The following is a 25,290-nucleotide window of genomic DNA, read 5'->3' as shown; positions in this document are numbered from 1 at the left end:
TTTCTATCTTAGGGCAGGACGCAGTGCGCGGCAGGGTCAGCGGCCTACATAGCAGGAGCCCCCACTGAGCAAGGAAGACTAGGGTTGATTTTCCTTCATGAGCACCGGGCGAGGAATCCGACGTAAAGCTCTGTAGAGGATGGTGCCCTGAATGATGCCCAGGGCATACCCCAGGTCACTGAAAATCTTCACCCTTGTCTCTAGGTCGCGATAACGAGCCAGACGGTAGGGAGTTTTGAGCAGAACGGGCATCTGCTTGATGACCGAGGTATCTGTCTGCACCTGCGCAGGGAAACGGCTTGTCACCAGCACATCATTGAGACCGTAGAAGCGTTGACGTTTCAGCTGTTGAGCCGGGCTGTGTGAAATTCTATAGGCAATTGCTGCCCCGTAGGCTTCTACCTGTCGCATACCTGCTAAGCGAGCGCGGGCAAAGAAATCCCAATCATCCCCGCCCCGGGTGTAGGAGGAATCGAAGCCTCTCAGCTGAAGCCCTGCCTCCCTGCGAAACGCTAAAGACCCCCCACCGATGAAGAAGTGAGTTTCAATGGGGGCAGAAGGGTCAGGGTCCTGAATAAAGACGTCCTGCCATTTAGGTTCAGTGAATAGCCGCTGCACCTCGGGGTGCTGCAGCCTCAGCCCCCCTTCATCACTGATATAGAGGTATTGACCTAGCACGTAGGCATCGGGATAGGTGCACATTGCATCGTACATCGCACGCACCCACCCCTGGGATACGAAATCATCAGCATCACAAATCATAATAAAATCGCACTGTGATTCTTGAATCCCCACGTTCCGGGCGTGGGAAACCCCCTGAATCTGAGAAGAATCCACGATGCGCACGTTGAGCCGATTCCGATACGGTTCAACCGCCGTTACCAACTCATCTGTGCTGCCGTTATCACTGATAATCACTTCAAAGTTGGGTGCTGACTTTTGGCGTGATAGGCATTCCAGCTGGTCACCAATGGTGTGGGCGGCATTGTAGGCAGGAATAATAACGCTGACTAGAGGCTGACCTGGCACCCTTGCAGTAGGGTGGGCAGCGCGGTAGTCCGCCCAGGACCGTTCCCTATCATGGTGAGCATGTGCCAACGTCTCGCTCAGTGAAACCTGGGCTACTTTGGCCCTGCGAGCAGTGTTCTGCTCCGACCAATCCCCCACCTCAAAGGTGGGAGCAGGGCCGAGATCCATCAGACCCACGGAAGCACGTTGCCCCCGAAGCTCGCTGGCAACAGCGTCCCACCAGGAAATGGAGAAAATGGCCAGCTCACGCGAACGAGATTGTAGGTGAGCGGTAATATCTTCACGACGTTCAATCGCTTCAGTGAGAGCTTGACCAGCAACCTCAGCGATAAGCTCTTGCGACACAGCAAAACCCTCAACACCGTAGTGGGCCATCAAGCCCGCTATCCGTATATCGGTGAATGCATCCGGTATGAGCGCAACATATGGAACACCAGCTGCCAGAGAGAAAACACCGGGGTGGTAACGGTTAGAAAAGTTGAGGTGGGCGCCTTGGTGTATCGCTACCGTAGAATCTGCGTGCAGGATAGGAAGCACCAGGCAGGGTGAGGTCATCCACTCAGCGATGCGCCGTGCAACAATAATGTCGTCAAGGGCTTCCCCGGGCATACCCTTATGTTGCACCAGCACGGTGGTAAACCCATACCTTCGGTAAATATCATCCAACAGCACAGCGATTGTTTGCACTTCAGAGTCACTCAAGTTGGTGAAGGTGGCACAGATATAGTCGCTGGGGAGCGTAAAATCCGGGGCGTGGGGAAGGTTCCGCTGACCTACCGAGTAGAAAGTCGCGTCATCCACGCAATGTCTCACATCTATTCCTAGCGCACGCACTCGGTCGAAGGAGGTCTGCTCGCGCATACCGACCAGCTGTGCAACGCTAAGAAGCTCCGCCAGGGTACGTTCGTCCCGGTCGGTCAGAACAGGGCCAATAGACTGCCCTGAAATCACTAGAGGAATCCCAAAATGCTCTGCCACCAAAGCATAGGCTGCCCGCTCATACAGAAGCCAACCGAAGACAGAGTTCATGTTTCCGCCACCAGCTATCAGAATGCCATCCATGGCAGAAACATGATGTATGAACTCGGAAATCTCCCGCGCCACTCGGGCACCGCTCAGACAGGCTCGCACCTCTTCAAGATATTCTTCACGGCGAGCAGGCTCACCCGGAAAAACCAGGGTCTCGATATAACCTTGGGCAGAGCGAATGTAGGCGCGGGAGTGATCGGTAGAACGAGTAGCGATATAGGTTTCAAAACCTCGCTCTTCTAGAGCTACTTGGGCAGCGATACCCATGGCCTCATCACCGACGTGGTAATTTTCTTGCCCAAGATCCGCAAGAATTAGGACCTTTGGCACGTGATATACCTCATTCCGAACCGTGAGCTGCAGATTTCAATTAATGAATTAATGACAGAAGATAAGACCGCCAATGACGCGGCGTAACTGTTTCCACCAGCTACTGAGCCCACCATGGCGGTCTTTTAGTGACTTCGACGAAGCTGTCTAGCTTTCAATCAGGTCGCGGACCACAATGGTCTGCTCGCGGCCGGGGCCGACACCGACTGCAGAGATGCGGCAGTCTGAGATTTCCTCCAGCTTTTCCACGTACTTCCGTGCGTTTTCGGGGAGGTCCTCCAGGGTCTTGGCCTCGGTGATGTCCTCGGTCCAGCCGTCGAAGTACTCGTAGATAGGCTTAGCATGGTGGAACTCTGACTGGGTCATGGGCATCTCGTCATGACGGACGCCGTCCACATCGTAGGCCACACACACGGGGATCTTCTCAAGCCCGGTGAGCACGTCCAGCTTGGTGATAAAGAGGTCGGTAAAACCGTTCACGCGCGCTGCCTGACGTGCTAGCACTGCGTCATACCAGCCGCAACGACGGGGGCGGCCGGTGTTCACACCAAACTCGCCGCCGGTCTTCTGCAGGAATTCACCCATCTCATCAAAGAGTTCGGTGGGGAAGGGACCAGCGCCTACGCGGGTGGTGTAAGCCTTCTGAATACCGATGACTCGGGTGATGCGGGTGGGTCCTACACCGGAGCCAACGGATGCACCACCAGCGGTGGGATTAGATGAGGTGACGAAGGGGTAGGTGCCGTGGTCAACGTCCAAGAAAGTGGCTTGGCCGCCCTCCATCAGCAGGGTCTTGCCCTCATCCAGTGCCTTGTTCAGCAGCTGAGTGGATTCAACAATCATGGGGCGCAGGCGGTCAGCGAAGCTCATGAAGTAATCCACAGTTTCTTCAACCTCGACGTGGCGGCGGTTGTAGACCTTGACCAGCAGTTCGTTTTTCTGACGCAGGGCACCTTCGACCTTCTGGCGCAGGATGGACTCGTCCAGAATGTCCTGAACACGAATGCCCAGGCGGCCAATCTTGTCCATGTAGGTGGGGCCGATACCGCGGCCGGTGGTACCGATGGCGCGCTTACCCAAGAAGCGCTCGGTGACCTTATCCATGGTCTGGTGGTAAGGAGCTACCAGGTGTGCGTTAGCTGAAATTTTTAGTTTGGAGGTATCAGCGCCGCGTGCTTCAAGACCGTCAATTTCTTCAAAAAGAGCCTCGGGGTTAATCACCACACCGTTACCGATAACGGGTACAGCGTTGGGTGACAAAATGCCTGCCGGAAGGAGCTTAAGCTCGAACTTCTGACCGTTCACAACTACGGTATGGCCTGCATTATTACCGCCGTTAGGCTTCACCACGTAGTCAACGCGGCCACCCAAAAGGTCAGTCGCTTTACCCTTACCTTCGTCGCCCCACTGGGCGCCGACGATTACGATCGCTGGCATATATTCTCCTGTACTAGGATCTTCACCGGCCGGATTTCACGGCGGTGTGGTGTGGAACGAGAATCCAGTATCCAAGGCAGGTTTACGCGGAAAAATCAGAACACACCAGCTCCTAAGAATACCCGTTACCGGGGCGGGGTGCTATCTTTGCCCGATATTTCACCTCCTCAACAGTTGGCCCTGACGTGGAGCAGTCAGTAGATGCGAAAGTTACCACTGAAAACACGTGTCACAGCCCACCTTTTCAGATAGAGTGAGTCACATCACCCGCATACGTATTGGATCTATCCAAAAGGAATCCCCATGAAAGAAACAAACTCGCGTCAGCGAGCTCTTCGTTCATGCGCGGTAACGACGCTAGGGCTGGCTCTCGCTCTCCCTCTCACCGTCCTACCCACCGCACATGCAACAACCGATGCAGATGCAAATCTCGCACCAGTATCGTCCCTGCAAGATGCCCTACTCTCAAATTCTGACGGTCAGAAGGTTAGCTCTAACCTCGATGACGCAGAGGGATCCGTTGCTGTTTTCGTGCAGTTCAAGGGTCAGGGCGCCTACGAAGCTACACAGCCTAGGAGCGTCCTCGACGGGATATCAGACCCGGTGGATACCGCTTCACAGGTTCGCAGCATTCAAAGCGCCGTTGAATCTCAGGCAGCTCAGGTGGCCGGCGAATCAGGTTCTGACGTCATTTATACCACCTATAACTCGGTACGAGGCGTCGCTCTTCAGGGCGATGCGGAGTCCCTGCGCAAACTTGCCGAACGCAACGACGTTGAGCGCATCTCACGTATTATTCCCAAGGAACGAGTCAACGGCACATCAGACATTGATACCGCAGCACTAGCAACCTGGGTCAACACCGGCAAAACCGGTAAGGGTGTCACCATCTCTGTAGTAGACACCGGTGTCGATTACACCCACTCAGCATTTGGTGGCCCCGGCACCGATGAAGCATACCAAGAGGCTCAGGCAATGTCTGAAATGCCTTCAGCCGATAGCGGCCTTTATGACCCCGAAAAGTTTATTGGCGGTTATGACCTCGCAGGTGATGACTACAACGCCTCTGATCCCACCAAGAACGTCCCTTCACCCGATAGCAACCCCCTGGACTGCGCAGAGGCAGGTCACGGTAGCCACGTAGCCGGCACTGCAGCCGCCTACGGCACCAACGCTGATGGAAGCACCTTTGACGGGGACTACTCCAAGCTGACCTCAGAAGATGTTCAGAAGATGCAGATTGGCCCCGGTTCAGCACCCGAAGCTCAGATAGTGGGCCTGCGCGTCTTCGGCTGTGAAGGCTCAACCAACCTCACCGGTCAAGCCCTTGATCGCTCCCTCGACCCCAACGGTGACGGCGACTACTCAGACCGCGTTGACATCGTCAACCTTTCACTGGGCTCAGACTTCGGCCCCATTGATGACCCTGACAACATCATCATGGATTCGCTCTACCGCAACGGTGTTCTCACCGTTACCGCAGCCGGTAACGCTAATGGCTTTGGCGGTCAGGGTGATACCTACTCTGTACTGGGCACCCCCGGTAACACCATCTCGTCTCTGACCGTTGCTAACACCATTGGCTCCAAGGGCTACGCAGATGGTGCTGAAATCCTTGCACCCGCTGATATCGCAGGCCCCGTTGTCGGCGACTACAGCGTCAACTTCAACTACAACACCGCCACCGAAGAGCAGCTCACCGGCGAGGTCGTAGCAACCACCGCTGAAAACCCCTACGCTTGTGACGCCTACCCAGCAGACACTAACTTCGCTGGCAAGTGGGTCTTCATCGACTGGTCAGATGAAACCGGTGACTTCCCCTGCGGCTCAGCAGTTCGCTTCAACAACATCGAGAAGGCTGGCGCTAAGGGCGTCGTCCTGGCCTCCCAGGTTGTAAAGGAAGACTCGGGTATTGCCGGTAATGCAGGCATCCCCGGTGTTCGCTTGACTGCTCAGGACGCCGAAAAGGCTCGTCCCGCTGCTGAAGACGGCACCCTGAAAATTAAGCTTGACCCCAAGATGATCGGCGCTGCCCTCCTTGAAACCGGACAGCATGATAACGCTAACCCCTCGACCGCTCGCGGCCAGCACGGTTCAGCAGGTTTCACTAAGCCCGACGTTGCTGCCCCCGGCACCTCCATCAAGTCAGTTGCAGCTGGCGGCGGCACACAGCCTGCCGTGATGACCGGTACCTCCATGGCAGCTCCTCACGTCGCTGGTATTGCAGCTCTCGTGCTTGAGGCTCACCCCAACTACTCGCCTGCCTCACTCAAGGCAGCGATCATGAACTCGGCTAACCACGATCCCAAGGATCTGAATGGCAACACCTACTCGGTAGAACGTGTTGGTGCAGGCCGTGTTGATGCCCTGCAGGCTGTGAATTCAGATGTTCTGCTCTACAACGCTGATCGCGCTGAGCAGGTTTCATCGAGCTTCGGTGTAACCGAGGTTGCTACCGGTGACGTCCTCACACAGACCCGCAACTTCACCGTTGATAACCGTGGCGATCAGGATCGCACCTTCGCCATTAACTTCAACGACAGCTCCTCCCTACAGGGCGTAGAGCTGTCCGCACCGGCCAACGTTACTGTTGCAGCTAACTCGAAGGCTACTTTCACCGTTACCGCAACCACTAACGGCGCTGAACTGGCGAAGACCATGGACCCTGCTCAGCTCAAGGAACACCGCGGTATTGCTCGCCAGTACCTGGCTACCCTGTCAACCCGCATGATTCTTTCTGACGGTGAGACCACCCTGCGCGTTCCTGTACAGGCTGCTCCTAAGCCCGTTTCAGAGATGAAGGCCGAGGCTATCCACTTTGGCGCTACCTCCGCTCAGGAAAAGGTCAAGCTCTCAGGTACAGCTCTGAACCAGAACGGGTACGTATCAGGCCTGGGTGCCTTCCAGCTCGGTGCTGAAAGCGCCCGAATCCCCACCGGCAAGCTCGGTCAGCCCTCTTTCCAGGCAGTTGACTTGCAGTACGTTGGTGCCAACTCCACCATTCTTGAATTCGGTGGAGTTCAGAACGGCATCCCTGCCGGCGCTATGTTGAACATTGGTCTGTCGACCTGGGGCAACTGGGAAACCATGACCCCCTCTGTAGCGTTTGAAGCAAGCATCGACGTGAACAACGACGGTGTACCTGACTTTGCTGCTGTAACCACCCGCATCACCGGTCTTGACTACCCTGTCGTCAACCTGCTGCGTCGCATGGATAACGGCTCCTGGAGCCCCGTTGACAGTCAGCCCCTCAACGGCGCTCTCGGTGATGTTGACACCAACATCCTCGACACCAACGCCGCTGTTCTCCCTATCTCACTGAACGCACTGAACCTGACTCCCGCTCAGGCTCAGAGCCTCAGCTACAAGGTACACGGCATCGCCAACGGTGAAGTCATCGAAAGCACCGACTGGATCAAGTACAACCCCTACAATCCCGCACTGTCTTTCTTCTCTAACCAAAAGCTAACTGATTCGCTCTTCATCGATGCTCCGGACACCGAAATTACCGTGATCCGGACATCACCCGACTCAACCCGTGCTCTCTTCTTGCACATGCACAACTCAACCGGCGACCTCTCAGGTATCCACAAGAATGTTGTAGGCAATAAGGCACAGGTAGTAGACGTGCAGAACAGCCCGTCAGCTCCCACCGTGATGGACCCCCGTTTCACCGACGTCCCCACTGATCATCCGTTCTATACCGAGATTAACTGGCTTGCAACACGCGGTATTACCACCGGCTGGTCCGATGGCACCTTCCGCCCCAACGAGTCAGTAGAGCGCGGCGCGATGGCAGCCTTCTTCTACCGCCTAGCAGGGTCACCGGCTTACACCGCACCCAGCGAATCACGATTCAAGGATGTTCCCACCGATCACCCGTTCTACAAGGAAATCAGCTGGTTGGCTGAGCAGAATATCACCACCGGCTGGTCCGATGGCACCTTCCGCCCCAGCGAACCCGTGAACCGTGACGCGATGGCAGCCTTCTTCTACCGCATGGCAGGATCACCGGCTTACACCGCACCCAACGAATCACCGTTCAACGATGTTCCCACCAACCGCCAGTTCTACAAAGAAATCAGCTGGTTGGCAGAACAGAACATCACCAATGGTTGGGATGACGGCACCTTCCGCCCGAAGACCCCCATTGAGCGTGGTGCGATGGCAGCCTTCCTCTACCGCTACGATGCAACCGTGCTCAGTCAGTGAGAAAAATAGCTGACATAAGGCTCGAATGTAAGTAGAAATGGTGCCCCCGGTTTCAACATCGGGGGCACTTTTCTTGTCTCCCCAGCGTTCCAATTCTGCTTTCGATTGACACACGCTACGATGGTTCTAAGACGTCACCTTCCCGAATTTAGTTATCGTGAGGCCCATGAATACTCCCTCTGTTGCCATCATCGTCCGCACCAAGGACCGCCCAGTTTTCCTGGCGCGTGCTCTCTCTAATATCGCGGAGCAAACCTTCACTGACTACACCATTGCGCTGGTCAACGACGGCGGCGAGACAGAGGCAGTCGATGCCCTCCTAGCAGAACAGCCCGCTGAGTTCCGCAGTAAAATCCAGACCTTGCACCGGCCTCAGTCAACCGGCATGGAAGCCGCAACTAACGCAGGCATCCACGCAACTAACAGCACTTTTATTGCGGTGCACGATGATGATGATCTCTGGGAACCTACCTTTCTTGAAACCAGCGTGCGCACCCTGGTCGAAACCGGTGCTGCCATGAGTGTGGTTCGCACCGACGAATACTTCGAACGCATCACCGATGATGGCTTTGAATTTATCGACTCCGTACCTTTCTGGGGTTACCTCGAATGGATGAGTATTCAGGATTTCTTCCGCATCAACCGCGCGGTGCCTATCAGCATCCTCTACCGCCGGGAGTTACACGAGAGCCTGGGTTACTATAATGAGTCTCTGCCTGTGGTGGGTGACTGGGAGTTCAACATTCGGGTGGCGTCCGCCCACGAAGTGGTTTTCATTCAGGAAAATCTAGCCCACTGGTCAAAGCGTGTAGAAGCCACCGGCGCTAACGCTAACTCGGTTTATGCCGGGCAAAATCTGCACGCCACCTACGATTCCAAGGTGCGGGCAGAAGCTATCCGTGAGGATCTCGCAGCAGGTGGCCGCCCAGGCCCCTACCTCTACCAGGCTCACCTTGCCAACGAGGTTCAGGACGCTGTGCACCGGGTACTAGAGGTAGCCGAACGTAACCAGCATTTGCTGGGGTCGCTGGAGCAACGTATCACAGAACTTGAACGGCAAAATGCCCACCTCAACCAGCAGATAAGTCGCAGAAACCCGAGAAAAATCGCACGGCGATTGACCGGTGGTTTCTCGCGGCGCGACACTGGCACGTAGAGCCAGACAAGCGAGCCCCTAGACCAGGTGAATATCGGCATGACCAAGGAACTCTTCTCCACCGAAAAAGCAGCAAGATGGCAGAAGCTGCCATTCCCACCCCTTATAAAGGTATTGCAGAGGCAGAAGATATCGACCGTTGTTCACGCCTTTTTCATGAACGCTGAGAACTCACGGATGACCGGGCAGGTTTGCTTTTTAGCTCAGGAGCTTAATGGTCATGGGGTAGGTGTAAACCTCACCCTGGTTAGCTTTGATCGCTGCAAGAATATGCAGCACCACCAAGGCCACCCCAATGGCGAGGAAGATGACCCAGGTGAAGATTCCCGCAAAACCAAAGGTCAGAACTGTCACTAAAATGGTAGCGATATAGACCAGCCAGAGGGTAAAACTGAAGTTAAAAGCACCGGCAGCGGCAACGCGTACAAAAGCGTAACCGGGGCGGTCCTTATAGATAAACCAGAAAATTAAAGGGCCAATAAAACTGGCAAAAGAAGCGGTGAGGACGAGCCCTAACAGGCCCGAAAGGTGGGCCAGGGTTGCCATCGCTTTTGCATCGGAAGGGATAGGGTTGCCGTACGCGTCGAAAGCTTGCGCGGGCTGCTGCCCGTTAGAGTTCTGTCCGTATGATTCAGTCATGATATGTGCCTTTCTCTATTACTGCCAGCCTACCCAAGGGTTCGGGCGGCGGTAAGAGAAAAACGCCAATTTCATTCCTAAGGATGATAGTAAGGCTCCCAGTGTTCACGGAGTAAGATTGGGGTATGCGCGAACTACAGGCTCACATCATTGAAGAATTGGGCGTGAAGCCCACCATCAATCCGGCAGAAGAGGTGCGCAAGCGTGTCCAATTCCTGGTGGACTATCTCAAAGCCACTGGCACCCGCGGCTTCGTCCTGGGCATATCAGGCGGGTTAGACTCCACTCTGGCAGGGCGTCTTTGCCAGCTAGCTGTAGAAGAGCTAGAACTTGAAGAGATTGAAGCGGAATTTATCGCCGTGCGTCTGCCCTACCAGGTTCAGGCGGATGAGGACGACGCCCAGGCTGCCCTGCGTTTTATCATGCCGCAGCAGACCGTCACCTACAACATCATGGACGCCGTGAACGGCTTCGAGAGCGCCTTTGAAACTGCTACCGGCCGCGAAATCGCTGACTTCAATAAGGGCAACGTTAAGGCCCGTGCCCGCATGATTGCCCAGTACGCCCTAGCCGGGGAGAAAAATCTGCTGGTGGTAGGCACCGACCACGGAGCTGAGGCAGTCACCGGCTTCTTCACCAAGTTCGGCGACGGTGGAGCGGACATCATACCTCTGCACGGTCTCAACAAGCGTCAGAACCGCGAGCTGCTCAAGGTGCTGGGAGCTGACAAGCGGCTCTGGGAGAAGGTGCCCACCGCCGACCTGCTGGACGGTAAACCCGGCAGAACCGATGAGGACGAGCTGGGTGTCACCTACGACCAAATTGATGACTACCTTGAGGGTAAAGACATCGACCCGGCGGCTGCCGAAAATATCGAGGGTAAGTTCCTGCGTTCCCGTCACAAGCGCACCACACCCGTCACCATCTTTGATAGCTGGTACAAGTAGGTAGCGCCCCTCCGCGAGTGTGCGTCTTATCGCCGAGCGTGCGCCTTAGAGGTGCACGCTCGGCGTTTTAGTGTTCGCCCGTCAGTAGGCATGACCAGACCCACCGATGACAGGCCTCCCTTAGATGGTAAAGAAGCCTTCGATGGCGCCGGTCAGGTGGGCCATGTCTGCCACGCTGACCATCTCGCGTGCCGAGTGCATAGAGAGCAGACCGACACCGACGTCCACGGTGCGCATCCCCAGACGGGTAGCGGTGATGGGGCCAATGGTGGAGCCGCACGGCACGTTGTTGTTAGAGACAAACTGCTGATAGGGAACCCCCGCTTTGGCACAAGCCTGGGCAAAGATACCCGCGCCTACGGAGTCGGTGGCGTAGCGTTGGTTGGCGTTGATTTTGAGCAGGGGGCCGCCACCGGGAACGGGGCGGACGGTGGTGTCGTGGTGTCCAACGTAGTTGGGGTGGGCCAGGTGACCGGCGTCCGCTGATAGGCAGACAGATTCAGCAACCGACCGGCGGTAGACCGCAGGGCTCTCACCGCGGGCTTCTGAGAGCCGCACCAGGACGTCCTCAAGGAAGGGGCCAGCGGCACCCGATCGGGTTTCAGAGCCAATCTCTTCATGGTCGAAAGCGGCAAACATGAGGGTGTGGTCCCCCACCGTACCAGCCTCTGCCACCCGCTGCAGCGCGGTGATGCCGGCATGGACCGAAGAAAGATTATCTAGGCGTCCAGAGGCAAACAGCTCGCCATTTTCACCAAAAGTACGCGGGGTCTGAGCGTCGGCAAAGAGCAGGTCGTAACCCACGATAGCGGCGGGGTCTAGGGCCCCGCCCTCAGCTCGTTCTGCCAGGTAGGCAAGGACATCCCCGCGGGAGTCACCGAAACCCCAGACCGGGTAGAGGTTGCCCTGCTTATCCAGCTTGAGCCCGGCGTTGGCCTCGCGGTCCAGGTGGATGGCCAGCTGCGGGATACGAGCGATGGCATCGGTGGCCACCAGGCGGGTTTCAAGTTGCCCGTTGACGAGCACGGTTAGGCGGCCTGCTAGGCGCAGTTCGCGGTCTAGCCAGGAGTTCAGCAGAGGGCCGCCGTACACCTCAACGCCCACCTGGTTCCATGCCAAAGTGCGCACCGATGATGCAGGCTTGACCTTGAAACCCGGTGAATCGGTGTGGGCACCGAGCACCCGGTAGCTCTGATGGGTGGGTGACCCTATCCAGGAAATAATCGCCCCGTCGCGCACCACAAAATGCTTGCCAGTGGCGGCTTCGTCGCCCCAGAGCTGGCCCTCCTGTAGTTCGGTAAAACCGGCAGCCGTCAGACGGCGAGCGCTCTGCGCCGTGGCATGAAAGGAGGTAGGTGACGCCGCTACAAAATCGGTGAGGTCGGCAATGTTGGTCTGAGGTTCAAGGGCTTGAAGAGTCATAGGACACAGTCTAGCGAACTGCTAGCGAGCGCCGGTAACCTCGTCCTTAACCCAGACCTGAGCGGTGCGGGTACGCGCCAGTTTCCGCTTCTTAGCAGCCCAAAGCACTACCAGTACGAAGAGGCCTTGGGTAATGACTGCCGATACCAGGTTGACCCAGGTGGAGCCCTCCAGGACGAAGGGGTCAGCCAGTCCGTAAATACCGAAGGTCATAGCCACCAGGTTGTTGACGACGTGCAGGGCAATCGCTGCTTCTAAGCCGCCGGTGCGCCAGGTGACAAAACCAGCGGCGAGTGCCATTACTAGGATGGAGAGCTGCGCCCAAAGATCGTAGGCGTGGCCCAGCATAAAGAGCGGCGCGGGGAGGACAATCGCCCAGGCGGGGTGCTTGAGCCAGCGGCCTACGGTTTGTAGCAGATAGCCGCGAAAGACCAGCTCCTCCGCATACGCCTGAAAGGGAACGATGAGCACCACCAGCAAGAGCAGAACCGCCAGGGTGCTGCCCTGAGTTTTGGGTTCGAAGGTCAGGTTCCCCCCGGTGGCAAGGTCAAGGGCGACAGGGAACACGACAAAGAGCAAGGCAGCGATACCGCAGCAGGTGAGTAGCCAGTCCCAGCGTATGCGCCCTGCCACCGAGTGCACCAGACCCCAGGGTTTGGGGCCAATAATGAGGCGGGCCAGCCACATGACGGGGAACATGAGGGCGATTGAACCGAACATGAGGGTAAAGCTAAGGGGAGATTCTAGAGCTGACCGCTGAAGTGTCTCCATCGTGGAGGTCATCTCCCCCGCATCCATCGGCGACTCAGCAGAAGAAATAGCCTGCAGCACCAAGGGAATGCTCATTAGAAGACTCAGAACAAAGTAAATGGGAACCCCGATGGCGGCCTCCACCAGAGGTGACCACCAGCGGTTCTTGGGGTCCGCTAGCGCTAACCGGTGGTAGTCCAGCTCGTGGGTTTCAGCACGGTAGCCCGGACGCCACCCCGGCGGTGGTACCTGTAGGGGTGGGGCTTGGTCGTTACCAAAGGACGGGGCCGAAAGATAGGCACTAGGAGATTGTTGCAGCGGCGCCTGCGTGTAGGGGCTCAGTGGTGGCTGGGTGGCCTGTGGGGCAGGCGCGTCCTGCCCGCCTGCACCCCAGGGGGCGTGTTCTCTGCTGTTTTCGCTCATACTCCAACCTTACGCAAGAAAACCGGGTGTCACAGACTTTTAAGCAGGCCAGGAGTGAAGGGCAAGGCGGTACGGTAGAGGTACAGGAATTCAGAAAGGCATACCCGTGGCTCTCATTTTCAATCCTCCGCCCAATTGGCCCGCACCACCCACCAAAGATTGGATACCGCAACCAGGCTGGCAACCTGATCCCGCCTGGGGTGAGGCGCCTGAAGGCTGGGATTTCTGGGTTGAAGAAAGTGACCTAGCTAGCGCCCACCAGAGCCATGCAGATGAGGCAGAAAGCACCGCGATCCTGGCATCCGAAACTGAAAAAGATTCAACAGGCACCAACCCCTATGCCGCCGTTTCTGAAGCGATACGCCAAACCTTACCGGAGGATCAGCAATCCTCACCTGCCAGAGATGAAGCGACGGGGAGCCTGCGTGCAGGTGGTGCCGCGGGCGATAAATCTGATGACGCGGCGACAGTCCCCCTTGGCGCCACAACCCAGCCCGGTTTTACCAGCGCTTACCCCGGTTCTTCAGCCGGCACCTATCCTAACGGCGGTGGACCAACAGGGCCGGGGGCCTCCAGCGGCGCGGCGCCCTACAATGCTCAGCCAGCAGGTGAGCAGCCCAAGAGCAAAACCGGGCTGATCATCGGCGTGATTGGTGGCATCTTACTACTGCTCCTAGCCCTCATTGTCGGTCTTATCTTTATCATCGGAGGGCTGAGTTACAACACTTCTACCACTAGTGATTCAGATGGTTCTTGGTTCTCAGGCGGCACCGGTAACTCCAGTGATACCGGCAATACCGGCTCAGCTGATACCCCGGTCTACAGTGGTAGCGGCGACAGCACGTTTACCATCGAGAAACCGGGCGGGGAAGACAGCGTTGTCTGGTTAGAGTACACCTTCACCGGTGAGGACAAGTACGCCTCTTTTAGCATGCATTCTCTCGACGCAGGCGGAGAAACTAACAACTCTGTTTATGCTTCGGTTTACAGTCCGGAAGGCAGCGGGTCTTACTGGCTAGATTCAAACCTCTATGATGTTGAGGACCGCACCACCCAGCTGGAGATTGAAGCTGAGGGCGACTGGACGGTTACCCTTCACACACCCGATGAGGCACCGGCGCTGAAGTCCGAACAAACCCTCACCGGCGAGAACGCTACTGCCTTCCGGATTGATGAGGGCGCAGAGATAACCGCCGATATCGGCTTCACCGCTACTGATGAATACGGTGGTGACCTGGAGATTAATTCCAGTACCGGATTAGTGGATGACTATGAGATAACGGTACTACGCACCAACCTGAGCCCCTTCAAGGGTAGCGTCACCTTCCCCACCGGCCAGCAGTATATTTCGGTGGAACCCTATTCCGGCTCCTGGGAGATTAAGGCCCACTAGCTCAGAGACAAAAATGCCCGGGCGGGTTTCCTACAGTTACGGAACCCCACCCGGGCATCTCTCGGTGCGTTTAGATTTCCTGCGCTCGGGGCTTACGGTAGAGCCAAACTGCTGCCAGCCAGATGAGAGTGAGCAGGGTCAGTGCCGCCATCGGCAGAGACGAGATGAGCAGCGATGATGCGCTGAGCTCGTCCAGGTTGTGGGTGGTGGGGTCCAGCTTGGTAGCAATGTTCATGGGGCCATAGCTCACCCCAGCAACACCTACCAGCGCCAGTGCGCCTGCCAGCCAGCGCACCGCGGCTGGGGCTGACCGGAAGAAGGCCGGGAAGGCGTCCAGCACCAGGGCTGTAATAAAGACCGGCAACCAGATGAAGTGGTGGGACCAAGAGATGGGCGAGAGCGCCATCATCAGAAAAGCGTTCAGTGAGATTTCTGAGAAAACCATACCGCGGCGGTGAAGCACCGGGAGGGCGGCGGCGGTACCCACAAAGAGCAGGGCAAGGATACCCAGACGCAGGGCAGAAAGTAGTGGGCCTTCGTCCAGCCCCAGGTGCATGAGCAGGCCCTGAACCGAGATGTTATCGACGTAGCCAATGTTGCCCACGCGTGAGGGGTCTGAGATCGCGAAGAACCAGAAATCAAAGGCTTCATCACGCATGAAGATAAAGCCGGCGGCAACGGTTGCAGCAAAGCTGGCACCCAGGGTGAGAACGCCCTTATAGTCCCGGCGCATGAGCAGAATCAGACCGAAGGCAAGCGGGGTGAGCTTGATACCGCCGGCGATACCAATCAGGACGCCGCGGGGCACCCGGGTTGCCGGGCGTAGCAGGTCAATCATGACCAGCAGGAAGATGAGCGGGTTGATTTGGCCCAGCTCGATGCCGCGATCCCAGGGTGCTACCAGCGTCATGAGAGTCGCCAGAAAAACCACCAGAGTGTAAGACCCGAAAAAGCTCTCACCGGGCACGCTGTAGCCGCGCGAATGAGCGTAGTTAAGCACTAAAATTGCCAGCCAAAGCGCGGCGAGTAGGGCTAGCAGGGTCATACATCCCGTGCCTGCTGCCAGCGGCAGGAAGGCAAAGGGAGCAAAGATCAACACCGCAAAGGGTGGATAGGTGAAAGGCAGAGTAATGGGCTGGCCATTCTCTAGGTGGTAGTCGTAGAGACCCTTGCCCTCATACATGCCAGCGAACATGACCCCAGCACCGCTGCGGTAGACCTCAAAGTCCTGACCAGAGACCACCATGGAGGTGTAGAAATGGTCGAGGGTGATATAGATGAAACAGGCAGCGGCTAGCAGCAGAAAAATCCAGTGCCTACCGCGCACCGGGGCATCAAGTTTGAAAAGGCCCAAAGGTTTACTCGCTTGCTGGCGTTGAGCCGTTGCCGGCGTCTTTCTTAACCGCTACCAGGTTGGTGCTGCGCTGGGTTTTCTTGCGGCGGGGTTCACGCACCGGCTTATCTTTTTTAGGTAAGGCAGCGATACGCAAGCCCAGCTCTAGCACTAAGAGCCCCAGCGCTACGTAGTAGACGTAGGCCGAGGGGTAAAAGTAGTAGAGGCTAGCGGTCATACCCGCAAAGCTTACAGCTAGTGCCACCACGGCAAGCGCCACAATAATGATGTGCAGCATAGCAAAACGCCCGCTACGTTCCCGGTTCTTCCAGGAGATGTAAACCGCCATCAAGGCGAACAGCACGGGAAAGAAAACCTGCCCCGTGAAGCTCATGGTGTTCTCGGTGTAACGGAAGATTGCGAGTGCCTGCATAATTGCGGTGGCGCTCAGCAAAAGGGAAGCTGGCAATGATTTCATGAGTCACCACTTTACCGGCTGGGCTGCGACTGTGCACCGGCGGCGCGATGCGACCGGTTAGAGGGTGATGAAGTAGGTGAAGGCGGCGATAGTAAAGACGCTTCCAGCGGTGAGCGCGCAGGCGAATTCGACCAGCATGCCCAGCCCCATGGAGCGCAGGGCGGCGCCGGTGTTACGCAGGGAGGTGGTGAAATCCCCGCTGCTGCGAGTGGTTTCGCTGATGAAAAGTGCCACGGCGAAGCCGACGAAAAGACCGACCACGGGAATGACGAACATACCGATGACCGCACCGATGACTCCCCAGAGGATGGACTTGTTGGGGATGGCTCGCTTCTTCATAGTGCGGCCGGTCAGTGCTGCCTGGGCTAGCATGCCCGCAATAACTAGCGCGCTGCCCAAGCCCAGCGTCCACCAGCCTTCGGGGCCGCGTACCGTTAGGCCCCAGAGGATGAGGCCGCCCAGCACAGCGAAGGATCCAGGCAGAACGGGGTAAATGATGCCAATGCAGCCCAGGGCAATCAGCAGGGCGGCGATGATGGTGATGAAAATGATCATGGGCTTAACTCTATCGGTTCGTGGTGGCTGAGGCTCGCGCGTATAATCGGTACAGCTAATACTAATTTTTGGAGTGGTGATGACCGGGCAGGATGCTGGCAGGCAGGCAAAGCAGCAGGATGCAGAGGGTGCGGGTGCAGGTGACGCCAGCTCAGGCGGCACCAGCGCTGGCCGGGGCCAGGCCCTCCGTGAAACTCTAACCCTGGGCAGTCGTCCGCTAGATGCGCCCGGCTCCCCCGTCAGCAGCCAACAGGCAGGCAGGATTGCCAGCGGCAGGGCAACCTGGCACCGGCGGGCGTCCAAGCCGGTCACATACTGGATTGTTGCCCTCTTTGTGGTGCTCATGACCCACCGGTGGATCCCGGAATCCATCTGGCTCATGGTGCACATGGTAACCCTGGGCTTGATTACCAACTCCATTTTCATATGGAGCCAGCATTTCACCGAGGCCCTGCTCAAACACCGCTTGCCGGATTCTGCCCGCCCGGCACAGCTGGTGCGCATTTATACCCTGAACATCAGCATGATTCTGCTGATGCTCAGCATTGTTTTTAACCTTTATCCCCTCACTATTTTGGGGTCCTTGGGCGTGGGCGCGGTCGTCGCCTGGCACGGTCTTGCTCTGCTTAATCAGCTCAAAGCGGCCCTGCCCGCCCGCTTTAACTCGACCGTCAAGTATTACATTGCCGCCAGCTGGTTGCTCCCCCTGGGGGCGACCTTCGGCGCCATTCTTGCTCATGACGGCCTGAACGCTAGCTGGCACGGCCGCCTCCTGCTGGCCCACGAGACCGTCAACATTTTGGGTTTCGTGGGGCTAACGGTGGTGGGCACCCTGATGACGCTCTGGCCCACCATGCTGCGCACCAAGATGCTACCCAGCGCGGTCACAGATTCCCTGCGAGCGCTGGGCGTTATGTGCGTTGGCCTGGCAGTGACGGTGGGCGGCGCTCTGGCCGGGCTCAACCTGCTGTCAGGTGCCGGGCTGATTCTCTACGCCGCAGGGCTGCTGCTGGTCGCTGTGCTACTGATCAGAACCTGCCGTCAGAAGAAGCCGGTAGAGTTTGCCACCATGTCAGTGGCGGCCGGGTTCACCTGGTTCTTTCTGGGCACTCTGTTCACTGCATATCTGGTCTTTACCTCGCCTTTTGATGCGCTGCCGTTGCGCAGTATGACCCCCGTTCTGGTGGTGGGCTTCCTGGTGCAGGTGCTCCTCGGTGCCATGAGCTACCTCCTGCCCGCCCGGATGGGTGGCGGCCCCAAGGCTGTACGGCAGGCAAACCGGGAATTCAACCGTTTTGCCGCCGGTCGCGTCCTCATGGTTAATCTCTGCCTGGCGATCTTTGCACTGCCGGTCAGCTTGACCGGCTCCCTGGTGCGCACCCTGGTATCACTGGTCGGCGCCTTCACCCTCTTTGCTTTTGTGCCACTGATGATCCGCGGGGTCAAAAAATCGGTGGCGGTCCGCAAGGAAATGATCCAGGCACGAGCACGCGGTGAAGCCCCCAAGCCCGATCCCGAAGCGATAACCCCGGCCCCGCTACCCCACCTGCGTCATGCCCTCATCGGCGCCTTGGCAGTCATTGTGGCAGTTACCGCCGGCGTAGCCGCTGACCCCGCCTCTGTGGGGCTGAATTTTAGCCGCGGCGCCACGTCCACCGGCACCGGGCAGACCACCACTATCTCGGTGGAGGCAACCAGCGATATGCGCTTTACCCCCGACTCCGTGGAGGTACCCCTGGGCAACCGCCTGATCATCGAGGTCACCAACACCGATACCGCTAACGCCCACGATCTGACGTTTGCTAACGGCACCTCCACCGGCCGCATCGACCCCGGCGCCACCAAGACGGTGGACGCCGGCATCATCACCAGTGCCCTAGATGGCTGGTGCTCGGTGGTGGGGCACCGCGCCATGGGCATGACCTTCACCGTCACAACCACCGGCACCCTGGAGAGCGGGCACCAGGATGGGCAGGACGGCAGTGCTGCTGGTAGTGCCGGTGCAGCTGGCACCGGTGCGCTCTTACAGGGCACAGATATTGATTTGCAGGGGGAAACCTCAGAGAATTTTGAAGTCCGCTCCCCCGTCCTAGAGCCGGTGGAGGCCGGTGAGGTAGTAGACGGCAAGACCGTGCATCGCCAGACTCTTGAGGTCAACGAGCTACAGCGCGAAATTGCCCCGGGTGTAGCGCTGGACGCCTGGACCTTCGGTGAGGACTACATGGGCCCCACTCTGCACGGAAAAGTCGGCGATATTTTTGAAATTACATTAATTAACAACGGCTCCATGGGGCACTCGGTGGACTTCCACGCAGGCACCGTCTCGCCTGATGAGGTCATGCGCACCATCGCCCCGGGTGAGAGTCTGGTCTACCGTTTTGAAGCGGTGGCTAGCGGCATCTGGCTCTACCACTGCGCCACAGCACCCATGAGCGTCCATATGTCTGCCGGTATGTTCGGTGCGGTCATCATTGATCCACCGGATCTGCCAGAAGTTGACCGGGAGTTCCTGCTGGTTCAGAACGATGTCTACCTGACCGAAACAGGCACCGCCGACGCCCAGGCGGGTGGTGGCGTCCTGACCTCCATCAGCCCAGAGGGTATCGCGGCGGGCACCCCCAGCCTCACCCTGTTCAACGGGCACGCCACCCAGTACCTAGAGAACCCCCTGACCGCCACCACCGGTGAGCGCGTGCGCATCTGGGTGCTGGCCGCCGGGCCTAGCGGCGGGACCAGCTTCCACGTGGTCGGCAGCCAGTTCGACACCGTCTATAAGGAGGGTGGCTACCTCCTCGATAAGGGTGTGGACGCCTTCGGCAAGACCGGCGGGGCCTCCCAGGCACTGGACCTCTCCCCCGCCCAAGGGGGCTTTGTGGAAATGACCTTCGCGGAGCCGGGCACCTACGTCTTCGTCAACCATGACTTTGCCCAGGCAGAACGTGGGGCTAAGGGACTCATTGAAGTGACGAACTAAAGACAGGGTGGGTACCCCCAAGCATGGGCCAATCCCCCTGCTCATGAGGGATGACACATGCTGGTTTGGGACGCCACACCGTAAGTTCGGTTCCCCGGAACTGCGTTTAGTACACAGGTGAAGTAATCTAGAAATCAATGACTTCTGAACCTAAACAGCGAAGCCTCCTGCTCCGAGCAGGTGCCAGGCTTCTGGCGCACTGGCAGGTGGTGGCGTCCGCGGTATTCATGACTGCGGGTGTCGCCGGACTTTCTGCTACCTATGAGGACTACTGTGGGCAGACCGATCTGACCTTTGCCCCCACCGAACTGCGCGACGATATCGAGGCAGCAGCTCAGGTAGCGGGCATGCGCCCGGGCGTACTGGCAGCACAGCTTGAAACGGAGTCTCAGTGGCGTAACTCGGCCCATTCCCACGCTGGCGCTCAGGGTCTGGCACAGTTCACCGATGACACCTGGGAAATCTGGGGCGAGGGCGACATTAACAACCCAGAAGCATCTATTGCCGCCCAGGGGCGCTACCTCGCCTACCTTTCAGAACGACTGGCACCCTACACCAAGGACGGGGTCAGCCTGCAGGACGTGACCCTGGCCGGTTACAACGCTGGGCCAGGTGCGGTGGAAGAACATGAGGGCATCCCCCCCTATTTTGAAACCCAGAACTACGTGGTCAAGATTGATGACCTTGCCAACTCCAAGTACGCGGTGACCTGCTCACCTTCTACCGAATACCGCAAAGCCAAACTGGTCATAGACTAGATTTTTACCTGAGCTAAGGGGCGCGAGAATCTTCTCACACCCCTTTTATCTACCCTGCTCAGACTCTGGAAAGTTAGCTGATACGCGTCAGGACTTTAGAGTAACCAGCTGCCGGGTAAACAGCATTCTGGGTGGGGTTAGCTCCACCGAACTCGATAAGATCAGTTGTAGCTAGCAGCTCTTCCATGAGCACCCTCAGTTCCAGACGAGCCAGCGGGGCACCTGGACATACGTGTAATCCCTGGCCGTAGACCAGGTTGTTCTCTTGGGAACGATGGGGGTTGTAGGTTGTGGCGTCCTCAAAGGCGTCTTCATCCCGGTTGGCAGATGCCCAGTTGATGGTAACCTTGGCACCGGCGGGGATGCTCCTGCCACCGATTTCTACCGGCTGGGTGGTGACGCGGCGGTTAGTGACTAGGGGGTCTTGAAGGCGCATGACCTCTTCAACGGCGGCAGCAATTTCAGCGGTCTTTCCTACTGCTAGGCTGGTGCGCAGGCGGTCTTGTTCCTGCGGGTGCTCTGCTAAGAAGGCAAGGATGATGCCGGCGCAGGCAGAGACGGTGGACAGTTCACCGACCGTCCAGTTGCGAATCAGGGAGATCAGCTCTTCGTCAGTCATGGTGCGGGGGCCGCCCAGGTCTTGGGGCAGGTCTATAACGTCCTGTATCAGTTCAGCGGTGATATCGGCAGCAGCGTCGGCGCCCCGGCGTTCGTCGAGCAGGGCACGGATGTAGCCATCAAATTCTAGGGCGATCTTGCCCATTTGTTCGCGGTCACCGGCAAGGGTAGCGCGGCGGTTCTTCTCTACCCACTCGATCAGGGGCTGCTCTAAGCTGGCGGGCCAGCCCATGAAGACATTCTGGATGCGCACGGCGTAGAGCTGGGCAAAGCCGTCCATGGCGTCGAATACTTCATTGCGAGGCAACTTACTGACCAGAGACTTCACAACCTGGCGAATTTGAGGCTCAAAGACCTGCATACGGTCAGGGGTGAAGTACTTGTCGTTAACAGCACGGAAGGCGGTGTGTTCGGGGGCATCCATACCGTTGGGGACGGCAATGTGGCGGGTTGATACCTTATTAGAAAAAATTTCTGGGTGCTCCAGTGCGTACTTGATGTCTGCGTTTTTGAGCAGGGAGTAGCCCATGTAGTCATCGTGAGCGACGGGGCATTTACTACGCATGGCGTCGTAGGCGGCGACCTGGTCGGCTTGGACGTCGGGTGAGCGGGTATCCCAGTCGTTGGGGGTTGTTTCTTGAGGGTTAGTCATCACGGAACACTCCTAATTGGCATATTTAATACTTATTTATATTTTCACCCTAACACCGCCACTCACCCCATTTCTGCACGTTAGAATGTGAATCATTAGATAAACCCCTATGGGAATCATCACCCCAAGGCTAGCCATCAAGCTTCTCTGCCATAAAAGTCGTGTTGAAATCTCCCCAAACTAACCCTGGCTGTTTAGGGTTAGAAGGGAAACCCATCACCCCAGGAGGTAACCATGACCGATTCACTCTTTCCCCTCGGCAAGCCCGCTCCCGCTGGCTCCTTTACCGGCCAGGCCTACATGCACCCGCTGGCCCCCAGCAAGGAGCTCCAGTCCCTCGCAGTGACCTTCGAAGCCGAAGCCCGCACCAACTGGCACACCCACGATGTTGGCCAGCTCATCGTGGTCACCTCGGGCACCTGCGTCTACCAGCTCGAAGGCGAAGAACCCAAACTACTGGCTCCCGGCGAAGCCTTCTTCTTCGAACCCGGCATCAACCACTGGCACGGCGCCACCAGCGATGGACCCATGACCCACATCGCCGTAACCCCCTTCAATGACAAGGGTGAATTCGTTAACTGGGGTGAACCTGTGGACGACTCCACCTTCAAGAGCTAAAAGGCTGCCACCGGAACCAACCGGTGGCAGCCTTTGCGCTTAGGAAAGCTCCTTGGCGGCTAACGCTTCTGGTAGAGCGCCTTCTTCTGGAACTTGGGGTCAGAGGTGACCAGCATCCCCAGGGCACGGAAGACTCCCTCGTCCACTGAACCCAGGATGGTGGTGGTGTGCACGTCCGCGCCGCGCAGGTTCTTAACCTGCTCAAGCGCTAGACGGGCGTCCTCATCGTGGGCAGCCGAGGTTGAGAGGGCAATCAGCACCTCGTCGGTGTGCAGGCGGGGGTTCACGCTACCCAAATGCAGGGTCTTGAGATCCTGAATAGGCTTAATGGACTTATCAGACAGCAGGTGCTTAGCATCATCCAGGCCAGCCAGGTGCTTGAGAGCGTTCAGCAGGGCAACGGCAGAGCAGCCCAGCAGGTCGGTGGTCTTACCGGTCACGATGGTGCCATCGGCCAGCTCAATTGCGGCGGCGGGGGCGTTGGTTGACTCAGCACGGGCGCGCGCAGGTTCAACCACGGGACGGTCGGTGGCCTTCAGGTTGGCCTTTGCCATCACCACGGCGGCGCGGTCTGACTGGGTGGAGTTCAAGCCGTCGCGAGCCTCGTCCACCAGCGCCTTGAAGTAGCGGCGGATGATCTCCTGCTCGGAGGCGTAGCGGCAGGCGGCGTCATCGGTCATGCAGTTACCGGCCATGTTTACGCCCATGTCAGTGGGTGATTGGTAGGGGGTGGTGCCGGTCATTTTTTCCAGCAGAACCTTGAGCAGCGGGAAGGCCTCGACGTCGCGGTTGTAGTTGACGGTGGACTCACCATAAGCAGTCAGGTGGAAGTGGTCGATGACATTGGCATCATCGAGGTCAACGGTGGCCGCTTCGTAAGCCAGGTTGACGGGGTGTTCCAAGGGCAGGTTCCAGATGGGGAAGGTCTCGAACTTGGCGTAGCCGGCCTTCACGCCGCGTTTGTTCTCATGGTAAACCTGCGACAGCGCAGTAGCTAGCTTGCCTGAGCCGGGGCCGGGAGCGGTGACAACCACCAGGTTGCGGGTGGTTTCGGCGAACTCGTTGCGGCCCAGACCGTCCTCAGACACAATTAAGTCGGTGTTAGCAGGGTAACCGGGAATGACGTGGTGGCGGGAGACTTTCAGCCCCAGACGCTCCAGGCGGTCCTTGAACTCTGCTGCCTTGCTGTTCTCGTCTTCCATCTGGGTGATGACCACGTGCTCAACCAAAAAACCGCGGTCACGGAAAACGTCCACGAGGCGCAGCACATCGTCTTCATAGGTGATACCCAGATCGGCACGCATTTTGTTGCGCTGAAGGTCTTTGGCATTCAGGCAGACTAGAATCTCAACCTCATCGCGAATCTGCTCAAGCATAGCGATTTTGTTGTCGGGGGTGAAGCCAGGCAGTACACGGGATGCGTGCATATCGTCAAAAAGCTTGCCACCCATTTCAAGATAGAGCTTGCCGCCGATTTCTTCGCGGCGCTCCTGGATGTGTCGAGACTGCATCTCGATGTATTTCTCACGGTCAAAACCAATTGCATTTACCATGGAATACCAGTCTACAACGAGCAGGTTACCGCCACGTTTCACGGGTGTATTTTTTAGGTTTACTGCATCCCTTTTCGGCTACTACAAAAAGTAGTGTCCTGGCAGCATTTCTACAGTATTTTGGCGGGTTCTGCGCGGTGCAAAAAATGCCCTTAGATTTAACCATCACACTTTACGGGCTCAGATTCGGGCAACTTCTGCAGAGTCTGTAAAGACACCGGTGACGCCCCAGTTTCGCAGTTCGTTGGCGCGGGCACGGCTGTTGACCGTCCACACGTTGACGTCGTAGCCAGCGGCCCGAAGCTGCTGGACGGTGGCTCGGGTGAGGCCTTCGGACTGGATGTGCACAGCGTCGGCGTTGATGAGTTCTAGCACCGAGAGCCAGTCAGGTTGCAGCATTTCGCGGGTGAAGAGAGCGCCGACTCGGTACCGAGGTGCCCGGCGCTTGAGTTCAGCCAGCAGCAGGTGGTTGAAAGAAGAGACCAGCACCTGGCGCCCCGATTCTAAACGGTCTAGCTGCTCGATGACGGCGTCTACCAGCTGCAGGGAACGTTCCCTGCCCTGCTCATTGGATTTCAGTTCAATGTTGGCATTCAGCCCACGCTGGTTCATGAGGTCGATGAGCTGAGCAAGAGTGGGCACCGGTTCACCGGCATATTCGGGGGCAAACCAGGAACCGGCGTCCGCCGATGCAAGTTGCTCTGCGGTGTGCTCGTAGAGGCTACCGGAGAGATTGGTGGTGCGATCCAGGTCAGTGTCATGTAGCAGGACGGGTGTGCCGCAGGTAGCCAGGTCAACGTCGGTTTCACACCAGGTGAAGCCGGCATCCACCGCCGCGTTGAAAGCGGCTAGGGTGTTCTCTGGGTGGGTGGCGGAGAGCCCGCGGTGCGCAAAAAAGATCATGCTTCTATTCTGGGGCAAATAGAGCGCTCAGCATAGGAAACAGCATCTGTAGAGCAACCAAATTTCAGTGGTACTTTCCGC

General features: G+C 57.7%; 18 protein-coding genes. 7 read left to right on the top strand and 11 right to left on the bottom strand.

The features are described from left to right. Positions 1–78: 78 nt before the first annotated feature. Complete coding sequence (locus VVR27_RS06080; protein WP_368547572.1) at positions 79–2,388, bottom strand: glycosyltransferase; 2,310 nt, start codon at positions 2,386–2,388, stop codon at positions 79–81. Positions 2,389–2,535: 147 nt separating this feature from the next. Then, a complete protein-coding gene (locus tag VVR27_RS06075; RefSeq protein WP_237203217.1) occupies positions 2,536–3,825 on the bottom strand; it encodes an adenylosuccinate synthase in 1,290 nt (429 codons plus the stop codon). A 303-nt stretch (positions 3,826–4,128) separates the two neighbouring features. On the opposite strand from VVR27_RS06075, the gene VVR27_RS06070 reads away from it, so the two are divergent. Continuing rightward, positions 4,129–8,037 (top strand): S8 family serine peptidase, encoded by a 3,909-nt coding sequence (locus VVR27_RS06070; RefSeq protein ID WP_368547571.1) that lies wholly within the window; start codon positions 4,129–4,131, stop codon positions 8,035–8,037. 166 nt (positions 8,038–8,203) lie between these two features. Next, positions 8,204–9,193, top strand: coding sequence for a glycosyltransferase family 2 protein (locus VVR27_RS06065; RefSeq protein WP_368547570.1), 990 nt, complete (start codon positions 8,204–8,206; stop codon positions 9,191–9,193). A gap of 198 nt (positions 9,194–9,391) precedes the next feature. Here VVR27_RS06065 and VVR27_RS06060 read toward each other — a convergent pair whose 3' ends face one another. Then, complete coding sequence (locus VVR27_RS06060; protein WP_368547569.1) at positions 9,392–9,832, bottom strand: DUF4870 domain-containing protein; 441 nt, start codon at positions 9,830–9,832, stop codon at positions 9,392–9,394. A gap of 125 nt (positions 9,833–9,957) precedes the next feature. On the opposite strand from VVR27_RS06060, the gene nadE reads away from it, so the two are divergent. Further along, positions 9,958–10,779, top strand: coding sequence for an ammonia-dependent NAD(+) synthetase (gene nadE, locus VVR27_RS06055; RefSeq protein ID WP_368547568.1), 822 nt, complete (start codon positions 9,958–9,960; stop codon positions 10,777–10,779). Between the two features lie 120 nt (positions 10,780–10,899). Here the strand turns inward: nadE and VVR27_RS06050 are convergent, their stop codons facing one another. Continuing rightward, a complete protein-coding gene (locus VVR27_RS06050) occupies positions 10,900–12,201 on the bottom strand; it encodes a M18 family aminopeptidase (RefSeq protein WP_368547567.1) in 1,302 nt (433 codons plus the stop codon). Positions 12,202–12,222: 21 nt separating this feature from the next. Next, a complete protein-coding gene (locus VVR27_RS06045) occupies positions 12,223–13,374 on the bottom strand; it encodes a lysostaphin resistance A-like protein (RefSeq protein WP_368547566.1) in 1,152 nt (383 codons plus the stop codon). 106 nt (positions 13,375–13,480) lie between these two features. Between VVR27_RS06045 and VVR27_RS06040 the strand changes: the two genes are divergently transcribed. After that, a complete protein-coding gene (locus tag VVR27_RS06040; protein WP_368547565.1) occupies positions 13,481–14,767 on the top strand; it encodes a hypothetical protein in 1,287 nt (428 codons plus the stop codon). 70 nt (positions 14,768–14,837) lie between these two features. Here the strand turns inward: VVR27_RS06040 and VVR27_RS06035 are convergent, their stop codons facing one another. The 3 genes from VVR27_RS06035 to VVR27_RS06025 are packed head-to-tail and all read right to left on the bottom strand — an operon-like array spanning position 14,838 to position 17,133. Then, complete coding sequence (locus VVR27_RS06035; RefSeq protein WP_368547564.1) at positions 14,838–16,121, bottom strand: glycosyltransferase 87 family protein; 1,284 nt, start codon at positions 16,119–16,121, stop codon at positions 14,838–14,840. 4 nt (positions 16,122–16,125) lie between these two features. Further along, positions 16,126–16,578 (bottom strand): hypothetical protein, encoded by a 453-nt coding sequence (locus tag VVR27_RS06030; RefSeq protein WP_368547563.1) that lies wholly within the window; start codon positions 16,576–16,578, stop codon positions 16,126–16,128. Positions 16,579–16,635: 57 nt separating this feature from the next. Then, positions 16,636–17,133, bottom strand: a complete 498-nt coding sequence (locus tag VVR27_RS06025; protein WP_346872753.1) for a DUF456 domain-containing protein — start codon at positions 17,131–17,133, stop codon at positions 16,636–16,638. A gap of 79 nt (positions 17,134–17,212) precedes the next feature. Here VVR27_RS06025 and VVR27_RS06020 point away from each other — a divergent pair, with 79 nt between their 5' ends. Both VVR27_RS06020 and VVR27_RS06015 read left to right on the top strand, forming a co-directional pair. Further along, entirely contained in the window at positions 17,213–20,107 is a 2,895-nt protein-coding gene (locus VVR27_RS06020; protein ID WP_368547562.1) for a multicopper oxidase domain-containing protein, read from the top strand. Positions 20,108–20,244: 137 nt separating this feature from the next. Beyond that, complete coding sequence (locus VVR27_RS06015; protein WP_368547561.1) at positions 20,245–20,865, top strand: lytic transglycosylase domain-containing protein; 621 nt, start codon at positions 20,245–20,247, stop codon at positions 20,863–20,865. 73 nt (positions 20,866–20,938) lie between these two features. Here VVR27_RS06015 and VVR27_RS06010 read toward each other — a convergent pair whose 3' ends face one another. Beyond that, entirely contained in the window at positions 20,939–22,135 is a 1,197-nt protein-coding gene (locus tag VVR27_RS06010) for a cytochrome P450 (RefSeq protein WP_368547560.1), read from the bottom strand. 234 nt (positions 22,136–22,369) lie between these two features. Here VVR27_RS06010 and VVR27_RS06005 point away from each other — a divergent pair, with 234 nt between their 5' ends. Then, on the top strand, positions 22,370–22,753 hold the full coding sequence (locus VVR27_RS06005) for a cupin domain-containing protein (protein ID WP_368547559.1): 384 nt from the start codon (positions 22,370–22,372) through the stop codon (positions 22,751–22,753). Between the two features lie 59 nt (positions 22,754–22,812). Here VVR27_RS06005 and VVR27_RS06000 read toward each other — a convergent pair whose 3' ends face one another. Next, positions 22,813–24,306: a DUF1846 domain-containing protein gene (locus VVR27_RS06000; protein WP_368547712.1), complete on the bottom strand. Its 1,494-nt coding sequence runs from the start codon at positions 24,304–24,306 to the stop codon at positions 22,813–22,815. A 180-nt stretch (positions 24,307–24,486) separates the two neighbouring features. After that, positions 24,487–25,209, bottom strand: a complete 723-nt coding sequence (locus VVR27_RS05995) for a glycerophosphodiester phosphodiesterase family protein (RefSeq protein ID WP_368547558.1) — start codon at positions 25,207–25,209, stop codon at positions 24,487–24,489. Positions 25,210–25,290: the final 81 nt, after the last annotated feature.

Source organism: Rothia sp. LK2492 (assembly GCF_040946345.1).
GTDB lineage: Bacteria > Actinomycetota > Actinomycetes > Actinomycetales > Micrococcaceae > Rothia > Rothia endophytica.
Note: the sequence above shows the minus strand (reverse complement) of the source record. Positions and strands in the feature narration are given on the sequence as shown.